Source organism: Pseudovibrio sp. POLY-S9 (assembly GCF_001431305.1).
Classification (GTDB): Bacteria; Pseudomonadota; Alphaproteobacteria; order Rhizobiales; family Stappiaceae; genus Pseudovibrio.
The window spans coordinates 22,014-37,289 of record NZ_LCWX01000231.1 but is presented as its reverse complement, the minus strand read 5'-3'; the positions used below and the strand labels follow the sequence as shown (position 1 = coordinate 37,289).

The following is a 15,276-nucleotide window of genomic DNA, read 5'->3' as shown; positions in this document are numbered from 1 at the left end:
ATGTTTACTATAGCCAAAGACTTCCAACAGTTACCCCGGCAACTATATTTCATTTTCCTCTGCTCGCTGGTGAATAGATTGGGTATGTTTGTTTATCCCTTCCTCACCCTATATCTCGTAAATGGGCGCGGTTTATCTGTCGCTGCTGCAGGCACTATGCTGTCAGTTGGTAGCTTGGGAATGATCCTGGGTAATCTGCTGAGCGGCAGTCTAGTCGATCGTTGGCAAGCAAAAGGAGTCATTCTCTTATCATTTTCTATCCATATCATCGGTTATTGGGGCCTGATGACCCAGGATGCATCTCCTTATGCCTATACTTTTTTTCTCTTTATCGGACTACTTGGCATGGGGATGTACGGGCCAGCTGGTAGTCTATTGATCGCCAAATTGTCTTCTATAGAGCAACGGCAGTTTGCCTATGCTAATGACTATGTTTTCAAAAACTTAGGCATGGCTTTTGGTCCATTACTCGGTGGTGTGCTTGCAGTGCGCTCATTTGAGCTTGTATTTTATGGCGACATTCTATCCAAGACGATTTGCTTGTTACTCATATATTTTGGACTAAAAGCAACAATCGGTGGTAGTCGGCAAAAAGCCCAGCAAACGCAGAATAACCAAAGCTTAATACAACTTCTCATTGCGTCCCCAGCGCTTACATTATTCTGCTTGTCCGGTATCCTGCTAATAGGTGTATTATTCGGCATGGAGTATCTGGTGCCGTTATTGCTAAAAAACGTATTTCACACCAGTGAGATAATGGTTGGTGCTGTCTACACATTGAATGCAGCAATCGTCCTTGGCGCATCATTCATTGTCGAGCGTTTGATACGTGACCGTAGTGAGCCGCTTATGATGGTTATATCTGCTTGCTTCTGGGTTGTTGGCATGCTGACGATCGTTATCGGGTTCAACACGACGGCATTGCTACTAGGGATTACATTCTGGTCTCTTGGAGAAATCATCTACTCCATTATTCTACCGGCTTACGTCTCGAAGAATGCACCGGAGCATTGTAAGGGTCGTTTCCTAGCATTGGTTGACCTTACAGTGAGTGGCGCACGTATAGTCTTCCCCGCGTTACTGGGATACATGTGGTTTAACTATGATGTGCAATCTGCTCTCTGGCTTTTGACTGTTATGCCAACTCTCGGGCTACTGGTTTATGCCAGTATTTTCCTAATGCATAGCCGTCGATCACCAGCATTGGAAACCGCTAGAGATTGACCGAGCCTTATTAGTACGAACGTTCCTTTCTGAAGGCATCTATATTTGTTCAGATCACAGCAAACGCTGCTTACCCTCTGAAAAATGAGCGTGGAACCTGAGGGAGAGCTAGACGCTATCGATATCGACTGCTTTGATGATCGCAAAATTTAGAAAGGTAAACGGGCTCAGGGTTGTCTATTTTTTTTTTGGGGGGGGGAATAGACTGATCATTTGATTTGAATAATGGAGTGTTGTGACCATATTTGCGAAGATAACAGTGAGAGATGAGCCAAAAACCAATAGTAGACAGCAATTTATGGGCAAAATCTAAAACCCTTGGGGAATAGCTCGAATGTCCAGAGTTGGCCCGTTGCACCTTGAAACAGCCACATGCATTTTCAATTTTCTGCATCGCAGCAAACGCCAGCATTATACGCATTGACTAAGCCATTGCCGCTCAGTTAAGCGCTTGGTCTGTTGGCTACGCCTACGAATGATAGTTCAATCGAGCATTAGTAGCGTACGTGGAATATATTAACTCCGCAAGCCAATTAGAAACTACATCTCATCCCAATCCGTTAGAAGAACATATGCCACTTGGCCCCCAGCATTGTCTCATCAGGCTTTTACAACTGTGCCTTTAATGTTGACGTGGTGTTGACGCGAACGCAAAAAGCCCTGAGCAGTTGGCTCAGGGCTTTTGTTATGTGTTTGATCTATTGATCGAATTTTGGTTGCGGGGGTAGGATTTGAACCTACGACCTTCAGGTTATGAGCCTCCAATTTAGCAAATTGTACTATTACTATTTTTCAATAAGTTAGGCCACAAACGACTGAGCCTGCTTAGCAACTTTCACAAAACGCTTACGGAACATACGACAACAAAAGACGTTATGTACGGCTCAAACTACGTACAGCGGTTGACGTGGTGTTGACGCAAAAGCCTTCAAAATGGCAACCATCTGATGCCCCATATGCACTCACTACCCTCCTAACAAGTGAGCTAACTCGACAATCTCAGATGCGGAGCCGCCAGTAGATACACGATTTGCAAACATTTTCCCGATTACTGCACGCAGCTGATCAACTTGGCCCATCTTAGCTGCCTCCAATCCTTCAGCAATATAATTCAAGTGCAAATCTTCATCGATGGCGAGGAAGTCCTCCTCAGCAAGAGACTTGAACATAGCAATCAAGAAGTCTGGACTCTCAGATAAAACCTTTACGCGAATACTGCGCATGTCATTGATTGAACGCCTAGCCACATCGTAGTTGCGTTCACGTATCGATCTACGCGTTGTAACGAGCAGCTTGTCATGACGCTCCTCATCTATCGATGATGATAAGTCGCGCAACTCCTCAAAATCCTTCTCAGCAGAATCTACTTCGCGATCCAAGACCCTTGCTTCATTCTGAGGGGACAATCTGATAAGGGCAATATCCTGCCGCAGCTTCCTAGCCTCTTCAGCAACAGACCGATGTGTATCAGCATCAATAGATGTAGAAAGAGCCTCATGTTGACGCTCAATTCGCGTCTTTAATACCTCATCTGGATCAGCTGCATCACCTATTGTATCTTCTAACTCATTGAGATCATTTTCCACCATCAATAACAATGAATTAGCTACTTCAGCACCCTGCTGACCATCAAAATTAACATGTCCATCTTTTGCTAAGTAAAGGTTTTTTACGTCAACTATTCTCCCAATCTTCGGTAGCTCTACCGAAAAGCTGAGGGCACCGTTATCGCTCATTTTCCAATAGATGACCAAGTCATCACCTCGATTAATGCGCTCACCTCGCTCCAATTCTTCAAAGCTGTCTAAACGAAAATTCCCAATGTGAAGGTTATGTTCCGGGTTATCAATTCCCTCAGCCATCTCATAAAATTCAAATGCAATAAAATCTTCTTCGCCACCAATAAGTGTTTTACCGGCTCGGAACCGGTGCTCACCCTGAGCGGGAAGAGGCGCTCCTTTTTTAAGGATCGGTTCCAGTTTATTCCGCTCGTAGCCAACCATTCCGGTTTGCGTCTTAACTGCAAGTGTATAAGTCATGGGAATACTAGCAGCACTAGCTTCAGATCTCTCAATCAATATTTCACGAGATATTTCGTCTACGATGCGCCCATTAGGATCATAAACAACAAATTTATATTTATTCTTCCCATGTTTACGAACATTTACGTTTATACTGAGAGGGCCATTAATTGGAATCTTCCCTGTCGAGCCGCCCTCCTCATCGAAAATTTCAACTTCAAACCCATTTGGATCTTGGGCAACAGGCTTAACTCTCACCTTAGCAGTTTTGTCTGAAACTCTAGATTTATAATCTAACGTTAGAGATATTGCCCCTTCCAAGTTCTCCCTGCTTTGAGCCGGTTTTCTTGTTGATTTCTCACCATCCCACTCACGGCTTTCAGCAAAGATAGCAGCTCCAGTCGCAACAGCTGTCATTGGATCAAGACCATGCTCCACTTCAATAGCGAGTTCAGACTGCAACACCTCTCTAATCACAGGCATCTTAGAAGGCCCACCAATTGGAACAATCCGAGAGATATCTTCATTTTTATAGCCGTTTTGGGATATTATTTTACGACAAAGGGCAATAGAGTCATCAATACGATCTTTAAGTAACTCAACCATTTCATGTCGAGACAAATCAATTGAGATATAGATTTCCTGTCCATCTAGATCGGCGACTCTAATTTCGTCTTCCGAGGCAAAAATTGATGCTGATGTAGACGCAGACAACTGAATCTTGGCTTTCTCAATCGCATAGCGACACACAGTAGCCAAATGACGAAATTTTTCATCACTTTGGAAATCAGCAGGCAGGTTAAAATTATTCAATAACCAAGGACGAACCACACTATCGAAGATAATGCGATCGAAGTCTCGTCCTCCAAGCATATTGATACCTTCATGAGCAACCACGTTTATCGCACCGGCTGTGCTCAATACAAGAGCAAGGTCAAACGTACCTCCTCCTAGGTCGTAAACCAAAAAGACGCCATTTTTTTCTCGATTGTGTGCAATCGAAGCTAGTGCTGCGGCAACAGGCTCCTGCAACAGTGTTACGCGCTCCAAACCAGCTTGACGCGCAGCTTCAATCGTTGCCTCACTTTGCATTTGGTTAAATGCAGCAGGAATTGTGATAACTGCACCTTTAATGTCACTGGTTCCCGCTTCTGATACAGCCTGCCCTACCAATGACTTAATAATCTCCGCGCTACATTCAACAGGCGTCCATTCAGCATGCCCAATTCGGATTGGGCTGCTGGTACCCATTAACCTCTTAAATCCAGACGCTATATTACTTGGAGCAGAAAGAATACGATCTTGAGCTGCTTTACCTACAAAACGATGGCCACGTCTATCAAGATAAATAACGCTAGGGAGTACATCAGAACCATCTCCTGTCTTGAAAAGCTTTAAGTTACCACCGTCTTTACCTACAACAGCAGAATTCGAAGTACCCAGATCAAGGCCAAGATACATCAGAGTTGTTCCTTTGAGCTATGCGTTTGTTCTACTAACACTCGCCCCAATTTTAAGACTTTCATGCCTGCAACAATTGCTGGCTCGAGTGTTTTAACGATTACAAGTTCGTCATTGTCTGAGAAATCTTCAGCATTATCTGCAGACGCAGAGATCCCCGCGTGAAAGATTTCACCTTCAAATTCAATAAGTTTTAGCCCTAATTGGTGGAGCAAAGAACTTAGTTGCCGCTCAGAGTACTTTACTTGTCCTTCCAACCTCCGCCCATCGGGGTCACCAACAAGAGATGTAGCCTTCCTTGTGGTTTGAACTAATTTCCAGTATTCGACGCAAAGCACTGCGACTGTATCTGGACTAAAACTAGCATTATCGATTGTTACCATAAGGATACAGTTCTCCGCGCTTCCGACCGTAAGATGCTTTCTCGTGAATCAGCCTCGCGATTGATTGAAGCTAGTACGCCCGCTCGATATCGGTAGTTTGAGCATCTTCTATTATAGTCATCTATCAAGTTATTAAACTTGATCACCTGATTACTTGTCGAGGTAATAGATCTCATAAAATTTAAACGCTTGTTCTGGAATACACAGTATCTAACTTGCAACTTATTAAGGGTCACCCCAGACCCAATAGGAGGTATACTTTCCGCATAAGAGTTTGAATTAGAATTTAATTTGGAAGGCTGTGTCATCGTGCTCGATGTGGGTCGATAAGAAGGCTTATACCTAGGACGATTCAGCTCTTCTGATATGAGAAAAAAAACGACAACTATAGCAACGGCCCCATAAAAGCCCCACTTTACCTTTTTAACATTCTTTCTTCCATCTATCTGTACCTTTAATCTTCTTAATTCCGGCAACTCTGTTTTTGTCGCATACTCCATTAATTCATCTACAATTTTTGACATGACAAAAACATTATCTGTGCTTTTATCAAGCTCATTCATTTTCCAGTTTCTATGAAGAGTACTACGTTCTTCTTTCAGTTTTTCTAGAAAATTCTCATTTGCAGATGAATCAGGAAACAAGATCAAACCATTAATTAAATAAAACGCAAGTTCAGGATCCTCCAAATCATTATTAAAATATAATGCAAGATCTCTTATGACTAAGTATGCTAGTGTATTGTTAGTCAGCAATTGAACTACATCACGAAATGCAGCTACAATATCTGCTACTGGACCTTTTTTGGCTGATCTAAATCCATGGTCAATTATACTACGCTTCAGAAGATGCGGATTTTTCTTTGCAGCTTCACAGGCATTAATCAGAGGATCAAGAAGTTGTTCTTGCTGTTGTTGCTCGCTAAGGCTCTCAAGGTCAGCCACATCTCCTTTTAACACTTCTGCAACTGACTCCAGTTCAGGAAACGTATCTAACAACGCATTGGCTAGTTGTTTAGCTTCAGTGTATTTCTGATGATCATTTGCCAAGTTAAGACATAACGCTCGAACATTCTCATATATGCGCTTTGATCTAGCCTCTTCATGACCGTGATGCTGCTCATATAATTGGACGGGCTGATTTATCTCGTCCCACATTGCTAGCAGGTTTACAATTCCGTCTATATGAACTGAAACTTCATTTATGTGTGTCGTAGCTGTGTCAATATAGCTTTCAATTTCATTTCGAATGCAGCCTAAGTCATGTTCACTACATGCGTCATAATCGCGAACTAATCGCTCTAAAAAAGAAGCTTCGGGGTTTCGTGCCAACTCCGACTGAACAAACTCATCCATCAGCTTTCCAGGTGTCGCACTCCCCCAAATGCTAGAAGCGATCGTAACGGAATGGCTTTTTTGGACTTCTGCTAATGCCTCGCGAAGCTGTGGCTCATCAACACCTGGAAATCCAGACTTTTTTCTAGAACTATTGACAAACTCAAGAAGGTACTCGGGCTCTATTTCATCCCATGTAATACCCACAGTTTGAACCAATTGAAGATCTACATTCTTTTGATCACAAAAATGCGCTAAAATATTTGCTTTAGCGAGCTCTGGAAAAGATGAAATTGCCCCAAATATCGGCGCCATATCATCATTTTTTAACGCAGCAAGCACTGCAGAAACCTGCATATCGCTGAGCTCAGGTAACCAAGAGAGTTCCTCAACGAGTCTCGTACGAGGCGTTACTAAACACTGTTGGGCTCCGTGTAGCTCTTCTGCATTATAACATTCATCAAACTCTGCATCTTCGACAAGTTCAGATATAATTGTCAGAGGTGTATCATAGCCCGCTTTTAAGACATAAAACGGGTTCATTGTTAGGCAAAAGTGATTGTTTTTCATGTACCCACAACAGGTATAGAGTGAATCGCCTCTAGAGACTATTTTGCATACTTAGTGATGGCAAGTTCGTTAATCTTAGTAACGGTCTACTTAGAACTAAATTGCTCATACATTCATTTAATATACTCACTACTTACAATATCCAGCACACATGACTGCCTATACGCCTATAAATAGCAGTCTATAGGCTTCCCCACGAGTACGCGTGCCACACCACGAGACTTTGATCTTGCAAGAGCTGGCACACTACGCATTACTTGGATGTTATGTGAGGGGGAGTGTCTTGTGCCTAGTCGTCAACGCCTTACAGAAAAGATAGCACGCGCTGCAAAGCCCACCGTGCGCCAGTATCAATTGTTTGACACTGAAGTCCTGGGCTTTGCCTTGGTGATCTATAAATCTGGCTCCAAGGCGTTTAATCTTTCCTACCGTGTCAATGGTCGCCAGCGCCGCTATACCATTGGCATGTGGCCCGCTTGGAGCGTGGTAGCAGCCCGAGAACGTGCCAAAACCATCCGCCGCGAGATTGAGATGGAGTGCGACCCGCTGGGCAACCGAGAAGCAGAACGTGTTGTGCCGCGCATGAGCGATTTGGTTGAGCGCTACATTGACGAGCATTTGCCCAAGCTTGCCGCCCGTAACCGCTCTGACCAGATTTCTATGCTGACCAAACTGGTCTTGCCGCAGTGGCGCAACCGGCTGGTGCGTGAGATTTCTCCAGCCGATGTCAACAAGCTCTTGCGTGAAATGGCTGCTGGGCGTCACCGTCCTGCCAAGAAACTACTACGCCGATCTACCCCCTGCCCGACACCAATCCGCGCTAACCGGCTTGGTGAGATCTTGCGCAAGATGTTCAATCTGTCTGTGCAATGGAAGATGCGCTCCGATAACCCTGCGCAAGGCTTTCACAAGCGTCCTGAGAATGCTCGCGAGCGCTTTCTGTCCTTTGATGAGATCAACCGTCTCTCGGAAGCGCTAGAAAACAGTGAAGACAGACGCGGAGCCGATGTCATCCGCCTGTGCTTGCTAACTGGCGCCCGCCTTGGAGAAGTGCGTCATGCTCGCTTTGAACACTTCAATCTGGAACTACTCACGTGGTTTAAGCCTGCCACAACTACCAAACAGAAGCGCACCCATCGCCTGCCCATTTCAGCAGAAGTGGCTGATCTAGTGAGACGGCGGTTAGAACTTGTACCAGAGGACTGTCCCTGGCTGTTTCCAGGAGATGGGACTGGCAGACCCGTTCATGAAATGCGCCGTTATTGGCAAGGCATCTTGAAGCAAGCAGAAATCTCCGACGTCCGCATTCATGACTTGCGTCACACCTTTGCTTCTCTCTTGGTTTCGGGCGGCGCTTCCCTTGAAATCATTGGTCGTCTTTTAGGTCACACTCAGATGAGCACTACACAACGCTATGCCCATCTAATGGAATCTCCACTGCGTGATAGCGTCAATGCGGTGGCGGAGTATGTGAAACAAAAACCATCACAACAAACACAGCAGATTGCTGCACCTCCCTCTAATTCTCCTGCTCCTTCTTCAGCGCTTCCCAAATGGGGCGAATACGGCGGCGGATGGTACTCATATCAGGCGCCTCTCCGGTTGGAGACGCCTCAATAAACCAGGCCTGTACTTCATTCGCCAACTCCTGCATGGTAGCAGGCACGCCTTCTGAAAAGACATGCGCGCAAAGCGGTGCCCACATTCCCTCCCAATCATATTTCGGCTCACGTCCACCTTTGCCTGCGCGCTGGGCAAGGCCGTACTTCTCTTCAAAGCGATAAAGATCGATGGCTGGAATCCAGAGTTCATCGGGTTGGACCCTCAAACCTTGTTCTGGCTTGGTCACATAAAGCAGCTCAGTACAGTCCTGATGAAACGGGATCACACGCCGGACCAAACAACAGCGGGAGCGCTTTCCTGTCGTACTCAGCATCCTGAACAGATCTGATCCAAACAGCTCCACCATGCCAAAAACCCGTCGATCACCGCAGGCGATATGCGGCGTGCTTGTGACAATGCGAAACCGGCCAACTTCTGCCCAACCTGCAATGGTGCCTAATGGAGCTCCCCAGCGCACGCCAGCTTCAATTAAGGTGAAATACTCTTTTGATGGCAGCGTCATTGGTTTCCCTCCCCTCACGCAACCCAAACATCATGAAGAAGAAAAGTTGAGACGCAAGGCAAATCACCTGCGACTAATGTCTGCTGTTTGAGTCCTGCCTTGTGGCATCCAGCTTCTATTGGGCCTCATCAAAGAACACGCCGCCGCATGTAGCTCGCATTCAGCCTGCCGTTTAGGTCAGGTAATTTCCAGCAAAATTTAAGATCTTTCCCGGCTAACAACAGGCCAATCTTTCAATTGTGTTGTCCCAACAAAGTTGATTTGACCAATGCGTCAATCTTTTGAAATACTGAGTGGTTTTGCAGCGACCGAAACTCTAAAACTACCCATTGATATCTATAGGATATTCCAATCCCTCATGACCTAGGCGAGATGAGTTTTGCGTCTCATTACAGATGTCGAGCTGCGTTACTCAGAAGTTTATTTCGCCTCAATAGGCAATGCCCAGGCGTTTGAACGCCTATGAACGCCCATCAACGCCTACGCGCCTATTGACCTTCCATGCTTAGCTCTTCTGCAAACCGTTTGAGCCCGAGCGGTTCTGCTTTGGAGGAGCACATGGAAGACAACGTCCCTACCCCGGAACTTGAACAAACAGAACCTAAGGCCATTCTTGATGGCTGGATGACACGGGCAGAGCTGGCCAAAGAGCTTGGCGTTTGTGTCGACACACTGAGCCGCTGGCAGACCATGCGCATTGGTCCACCATGTGTGCGCACTGGACGGCGGGTGTTTTATCGCCGGGAAGCTGTACTCGACTGGCTCAGGCAAAAGGAAATCCGCGAGAACAGGATTTCGAACCTATGAGCGTTCAAGCTATCACCTGGGCCTACGGGCGGAGCGACATCACCGATCCAATCGAGAAGTTTGTGCTCATCACCATCGCCAACTTTGCAGATGAGTACGGCCTGTGCTGGCCATCGCAAGCCACGTTGCAGGAGGCGTGCTGCTGCTCGGAGCGCAAACTCCGCAACTGCCTAACCCATCTGGAGGTGTTGAACCTCGTCACCCGTTACCAGCGTCGTCGTGCCAATGGTTCTCGGCGGTCCGATATTTTCGTCCTCACCGGCTTTGCCGAACGCAAGGCCATCCCCGATCAAAATGACCATCCTGCCCTAGAAAACTTACCGGCGATCAAATCGGGAACAAGCAACCGGCATGGTGTGCCGGAAGGCCCCACCACCAACCGGCACGTGGTGCCGCACCAACCGGCATGTGGTGCCGCTACCAACCGGCACGTGGTGCCCCCCTTGAACCGTCATTTAGAACCATCAAAAGAACCTTTTCCCCCTTACCCCCAAAACCCGACCTGTGAGCAACATCGGGCAAAACCTCCAGCACAAGCCAAGGAGAACTACCATGAGCAACCTGTTCGATCCCATGAACCCTCCAAGCGCAAAAAATCCATTTCCCATGTTTGGCAGAGAGCCTGGGATGAGGCTCTTGCAGCAGCTGATAGTCTCCCGGCCAGAACGACGACTAGCACCAAGAACGGCTCAAGAGATTGAGGAACTGGAGCAACTCCTCAGCACACTCACACAGGCCAACGCACCTGGTGGGTCAAAACCAGTGAGCCTGGCTGTTGGTCAGCTTCTCAACCACTATCCGCAAAAACGGCTCTCACCAGAGGCCATCACACAACTGATTGAAGATTGGATCCAGGATCTGGGCACCTATCCAACCGATGTGATCTTTGCCACCTGCCAGGCCTGGAGACGCAGCAGCAAGACGATCGCTCCCACGCCCGGCCAACTGATCACCCTGGCTGAACCCATCATGGCAGCTCGCAACTTCCATATCCGCGTACTGCACAGCGTTTTGGAAGCGCAGGTAACGCCTCAGTCCAACAGCTAGGAGATACTTGCTTGACCCTGAACACCACCCAGATCGTCGACCGATTGGAGCTTGCCGCCAGCACCTTGCGGCGCTTGCCCAATCCACCAAGATCCACACCACGGCGGGATGGCAACACCTGGCCGCAGGTTATCCATGATGTTCATGAAGCCTATGGTTACAACAAAACCCAAATCCGGGCGGTGCCCAGCGCCAAGGACATTCAGCGCATGGAAGAAGCCATTGATTGGCTACGATACGTCCCTGAGCCTGATGACCGGAAAATCCTTTGGATGCGGGCGGAAGGTTTCCGCTGGCGCCCCATCTGCATTCAGGTCGGGCTCACCCGCTCCACCGCACATCGCCGCGCTGTGGCTGCTATTCTGACGATACAAAAATTACTCAGTTACCCCAGTATGAGAAGCTTAGAACGACGTTAGGCAAATGTGCTTTCGTTGTACTCCGCCCATACCTCATCAATCATCTGACTAACTTCAGCCCCTCTCAGCAGAAATGCTCTTTCTTGCTGCGAGAAGGTTTGACGGTTAGCACTGAGCCAGTTGAAGCTCCCCTCCACGATGAAGTCGTGATCAACGCAGAGCGTCTTATTATGCACGTTGTGCGCAGCGATCAGTTTTACACCACTATCCTCCAGCAGTTTGCGTCCATCGACAAACCACTGATTGTTAGCTTCTTTGAGCACGTCATAGACGATGCGAACATCAACGCCACGTTTCACAGCTGCATGGTACAGTTCAATGACGTTATCTTCCTCGATTGCTGCTCGCGATAGAAACGGAGAAACAACGAGCAGACGGTTTTGAGCTTGTTCAAATGCCCGCCGTAAAATCGATTGAAACTGCTGCAGAGTTTCTATTCGCTCAGGCATCATCCCAGGAAGCGTGGTCAGCTTCGGAGCTGCATCAATGTTCTTGATCTCATTTTGGGGATCATCAAATAATCGGCGCGCCAAAATACTAGAGGCGTTCTGCGCCAATGGGTTCATGATGTTCATGTCACCAAAAACTAAGAAGCTGAGTTTAGCGCGGCTCACAGCAACATTGAGGATTGAAGCATCACTATCGAAGAACAGAGAATTTACCTTCTTCGATGCATTCGCTGAGTATGTGGTCGAAAAGATCACAATAGGTCGTTCTGCACCTTGTAGAGCATGCACCGTTCCCACAGTAATATCATCCTTAATCCCTTGCTTAGCCAACGCTGACTTGATCGCTTGTGCTTGAGATTTAAAAGGCGAAATCAACGCTACTGCTTCACTCAACCGTCCTTCCGGCAGATTTGCCTGTTTCAGCAATACCTCTCTATTTTCAGAGATCCACTGGGCGATGGCAGAGGCTTCAGAGGGATTTGCCCAGCTTCCACCCTGCTTATTTGCACGACCTTGTATGTGGGCGTAACCGAGCGGAGGCAACATTCCTTTATCGCGTGGCGCTGTCCCCTTCAAAGGCTCCATCTGTCCGCTATAAAATGCATCATTGCAGTATGAGATGATATCATCGTAGCAGCGCCTATGTTCGCGAAGGAACATACCACTTCCTCCTTCACGGTTGTAGCAACTAACGGCCATTGCCGCTGCCATAAGGCTCCCGGTTCCAGCCCGAAAGCCACAATCCTCTACTTGTCCTTCCTGCCCACCACCTGCTAAATCAGCAAATGCTTCAGTCAGGCCACACGCTTCAATGTTTCCCAGATCGACAAAATCCGGCAGCTTAGACACCGGTTTGATTTGCTTGACGTCGCCAATACAAACGGCAGCCTTTGCTAAGCCAAATGGAGCAGCACCAATATGCGGAGCGCTCTGACCAGCTTCATCAACGATAATCAAGTCGCAGAAGCCCCAAAGTGGTTCTAACTTGAAACCCCCGCTTTTACCTCGTCGTAGGTTGAAGAACTTTGCTGCCTGGAAAAAGGTTGCAACAAAACATGGCGTCAGCATTGCGTAGCGATGCAAACGCTCTTTTACTGTCTTCTCTCCGCTATTTGCGTTGATACCACCTTTTTTGGAACGTTCTGCCTCGACCTTCGGGAGATACTGAGCCATTTCCTCCAGCCAGCGAGCTTCCCAATAGCGGCATGCCAACATGAACATGTCACGGCGCAAAACTCTGTCTAGAAGATCCTGCGTCTTGCTTGACTGGAACCAATCAGGCATTTCGATGAACTTTTGCCCTTCGATGCCAAGCTTTAAGAGCAAGCCTTTCAAACGCTCCATGCTGGCTTGAAATTGTTTCTTATCTGTCTGCAGACCTTCAAACTCAAATCGATAAACATCTAAATCTCTAATTTGAGATTCCAGCTTATTACACTCGGTTTTCTGAGCTGCGATCTGCTGATCAAGAAACTCTTCTGCATCAATAGGCTTACGACAATCCAAAAGTGCGTTTGCAATGTCAAACGCTTCATGTTCGCGAAAGAATTTGGCAGATCTGCTAACTCTTCGACGAGGGAAGAGCCTATCGAGAAAACCAGCAGTGTTTAGCAGCTCACGCCCGGCATAAAGCTCATGACTGATGTGCCGTTCTTTGGCAGACTTTGTCTCTTCAAGACCTTCAACGACGGGTGCAGCTTCATTCCACTGACAATGCCTCAAGCGCTCGTCGATTTCTTCCACCACACTTGCGCAGTCAGAACCGTACTTTTTCGCCAATGTCGAGATCACAGAACACTCAGCAGAGAACGCTTTCAGCTGAGTATCTAGTCTTTTCAAGCGCTGATGTAGAGCTAGTTTAACATCAGTGACGCTTTCAAAACTTTTGGAGAATGTGGCTTCCGCAGCTTCAAGGAAATGGGATTTTGCAGCTTGGAAGTACTCCCGACTTTCAAAGAGAGTATGCCCTCCGCACCACCGGCGTTTGTTCCCATCGATCTCAAGCGTCATCGTCAAGACCTGGTTCACGTCAACGTTTTCTACTTGGCCTTCTGACGCGAGATAAGTGCCAAGAGTGTCGACAGCAACATCAGTGGAAAGAACCTTACGAGGAGACGGCAACCACCTTTTGCTTAAAGTGCTCACGTCACTACTGTTCGCTGCCTCTGCCAAGCTCTGATTTAGGTTCAATACGGCTTGGTTGTTCACAGAGCATGCGAGAACCACAAACGGATCTTTTCCTCGTAATGCAGCCTCAACAATACCGTTTGCCAATACAGACTGCATCAGTGTCGTTTTTCCGGTCCCGGGAGGACCTTCAATGGCAAGCACTTGTCCAGTATTGAGCGCTGAAACCTGCGCCTGAGCTTCTCGCTGAGAAGGAGAAAGCCCAAATTCTTTTGCGATGTGTCCACAATGGCGCGCAAGGGCGTCCTTTGAGTAACCATCCAGTGCCTGTACACCCGAGCTCTTTAAATCAATAAATGCCTGAAGCGAAGTTTTGCCACGTTGCTCACTTGCAACCTGCTTAAACCCTTTCAGGTTCTCAGCAAGGTTACGTGCAATGCCCTGCACCTCTGCCGCTCTTAAGCTCAAGATACCTGTATTTTTGTTATCGTTGAGAATGGCTTCAAGTGGTCTTCCGTTTACATTCTCCCAGAGCTCATTCATGTAACGCACCTGCTCACTCCAACCGCCTTGAGTGAGCATAAACTTGTGACTTTTGTGAAAAGACTCTTGAGCTGCAGCCTCACCAATCAAAACATCTGCATTCGCGTTTGGCGACAGCATATCCCTCACAAGAAACGGCGGTGTCTCTGTGTCCGTGGCTAACCGCCCTTCCCGGTCAACCGAAGCGGTTATCCAAATTGGAGCGAAGACCTTCGGCCTTTGCCCTAAGACCGCGCGGCGAAAAGAGAAAGGCGCGATCATGACTGCAAGCTCTTCGAGCATTGGTTCACCAGGCTGTCGCCTTTGAACCTTGCGATCCGCTACCGTAAACAACTCCTCACAAAGAGAGAGAGGAAGCACGCCACCTTTTGCGCTATCCCATTTGATGGGCACGTTAACGCCCTTCTTGATATCAGGGGCGCAGTACTCCATATCGCGAAGAGATGAAATCCAGTAATCGATGAGTTCTGACAAAGGACTATCTTCAAATTTCCAGCCTGCACAAACTACAGTTAACTGCTCTGGGCTAGCTTTAACCGACGGTACCGCTATGGGTTACACTTACAAGTTTCATAGCACCTTAGACGTTCCAGTTCTGCTGAACAATCATCAGCTTTTAGGTGCTTCCAAAAGGTCACCCAAGAGTTTTGTCATGTCTTTCAGAGAGACATTTTCTTAGAACCGTCCAATTCCAGAGTGCACAACTAAAGCCCTTTGCTACCGGCTAATGCCATGGGTTTGTGGAGGAATTCGGTTTCCTTGCATT

At 47.4% G+C, this 15,276-nt stretch carries 11 protein-coding genes; 6 read left to right on the top strand and 5 right to left on the bottom strand.

Features of this window, described 5'->3' with window-relative positions:
- Entirely contained in the window at positions 1 to 1,224 is a 1,224-nt protein-coding gene (locus tag PPL9_RS23910) for an MFS transporter (protein WP_057465068.1), read from the top strand.
- Positions 1,225 to 2,189: 965 nt separating this feature from the next.
- Here PPL9_RS23910 and PPL9_RS23905 read toward each other — a convergent pair.
- Genes PPL9_RS23905 through PPL9_RS23895 form a run of 3 tightly spaced genes read right to left on the bottom strand, consistent with a single transcriptional unit; the run spans position 2,190 to position 6,993 of the window.
- Complete coding sequence (locus PPL9_RS23905) at positions 2,190 to 4,706, bottom strand: Hsp70 family protein (protein ID WP_057465067.1); 2,517 nt, start codon at positions 4,704 to 4,706, stop codon at positions 2,190 to 2,192.
- Positions 4,706 to 5,089: a hypothetical protein gene (locus tag PPL9_RS23900; protein ID WP_152986817.1), complete on the bottom strand. Its 384-nt coding sequence runs from the start codon at positions 5,087 to 5,089 to the stop codon at positions 4,706 to 4,708. Before PPL9_RS23900 ends, PPL9_RS23905 begins: the two co-directional genes overlap by 1 nt.
- A complete protein-coding gene (locus tag PPL9_RS23895) occupies positions 5,083 to 6,993 on the bottom strand; it encodes a hypothetical protein (RefSeq protein WP_152986816.1) in 1,911 nt (636 codons plus the stop codon). The genes PPL9_RS23900 and PPL9_RS23895 overlap by 7 nt, the downstream gene beginning before the upstream one ends.
- Positions 6,994 to 7,278: 285 nt before the next feature.
- Here PPL9_RS23895 and PPL9_RS23890 point away from each other — a divergent pair, with 285 nt between their 5' ends.
- Complete coding sequence (locus tag PPL9_RS23890) at positions 7,279 to 8,613, top strand: site-specific integrase (RefSeq protein ID WP_082597075.1); 1,335 nt, start codon at positions 7,279 to 7,281, stop codon at positions 8,611 to 8,613.
- Here the strand turns inward: PPL9_RS23890 and PPL9_RS23885 are convergent.
- The gene (locus PPL9_RS23885) at positions 8,513 to 9,118 is read right to left on the bottom strand and encodes a hypothetical protein (protein ID WP_057465064.1); all 606 of its coding nucleotides are present in this window, start codon (positions 9,116 to 9,118) and stop codon (positions 8,513 to 8,515) included. The genes PPL9_RS23890 and PPL9_RS23885 overlap by 101 nt on opposite strands.
- Positions 9,119 to 9,676: 558 nt before the next feature.
- Between PPL9_RS23885 and PPL9_RS23880 the strand changes: the two genes are divergently transcribed.
- The 4 genes from PPL9_RS23880 (at position 9,677) to PPL9_RS23865 (ending at position 11,391) form a co-directional block, all read left to right on the top strand.
- Positions 9,677 to 9,925 carry a helix-turn-helix domain-containing protein gene (locus PPL9_RS23880; RefSeq protein WP_057465091.1) on the top strand — a complete coding sequence of 83 codons (249 nt, stop codon included), beginning with the start codon at positions 9,677 to 9,679 and terminating at the stop codon, positions 9,923 to 9,925.
- A complete protein-coding gene (locus PPL9_RS23875; RefSeq protein ID WP_057465063.1) occupies positions 9,922 to 10,626 on the top strand; it encodes a helix-turn-helix domain-containing protein in 705 nt (234 codons plus the stop codon). Before PPL9_RS23880 ends, PPL9_RS23875 begins: the two co-directional genes overlap by 4 nt.
- Before the next feature lie 61 nt (positions 10,627 to 10,687).
- Positions 10,688 to 10,972, top strand: coding sequence for a hypothetical protein (locus PPL9_RS23870; protein WP_057465062.1), 285 nt, complete (start codon positions 10,688 to 10,690; stop codon positions 10,970 to 10,972).
- A gap of 11 nt (positions 10,973 to 10,983) precedes the next feature.
- Positions 10,984 to 11,391 carry a DUF6362 family protein gene (locus PPL9_RS23865; protein WP_057465061.1) on the top strand — a complete coding sequence of 136 codons (408 nt, stop codon included), beginning with the start codon at positions 10,984 to 10,986 and terminating at the stop codon, positions 11,389 to 11,391.
- Here the strand turns inward: PPL9_RS23865 and PPL9_RS23860 are convergent.
- On the bottom strand, positions 11,388 to 14,984 hold the full coding sequence (locus PPL9_RS23860) for an AAA domain-containing protein (RefSeq protein WP_057465060.1): 3,597 nt from the start codon (positions 14,982 to 14,984) through the stop codon (positions 11,388 to 11,390). The two genes, PPL9_RS23865 and PPL9_RS23860, sit on opposite strands and share 4 nt — an antisense overlap.
- Positions 14,985 to 15,276 lie beyond the last annotated feature (292 nt).

Excerpts from the sequence above, each read along its gene's own strand:
- PPL9_RS23910 (WP_057465068.1), top strand. The coding sequence starts at position 1 with ATGTTTACTATAGCCAAAGACTTCCAACAGTTACCCCGGCAACTATAT.
- PPL9_RS23905 (WP_057465067.1), bottom strand. The coding sequence starts at position 4,706 with ATGTATCTTGGCCTTGATCTGGGTACTTCGAATTCTGCTGTTGTAGGT.
- PPL9_RS23900 (WP_152986817.1), bottom strand. The coding sequence starts at position 5,089 with ATGGTAACAATCGATAATGCTAGTTTTAGTCCAGATACAGTCGCAGTG.
- PPL9_RS23895 (WP_152986816.1), bottom strand. The coding sequence starts at position 6,993 with ATGAAAAACAATCACTTTTGCCTAACAATGAACCCGTTTTATGTCTTA.
- PPL9_RS23885 (WP_057465064.1), bottom strand. The coding sequence starts at position 9,118 with ATGACGCTGCCATCAAAAGAGTATTTCACCTTAATTGAAGCTGGCGTG.
- PPL9_RS23880 (WP_057465091.1), top strand. The coding sequence starts at position 9,677 with ATGGAAGACAACGTCCCTACCCCGGAACTTGAACAAACAGAACCTAAG.
- PPL9_RS23875 (WP_057465063.1), top strand. The coding sequence starts at position 9,922 with ATGAGCGTTCAAGCTATCACCTGGGCCTACGGGCGGAGCGACATCACC.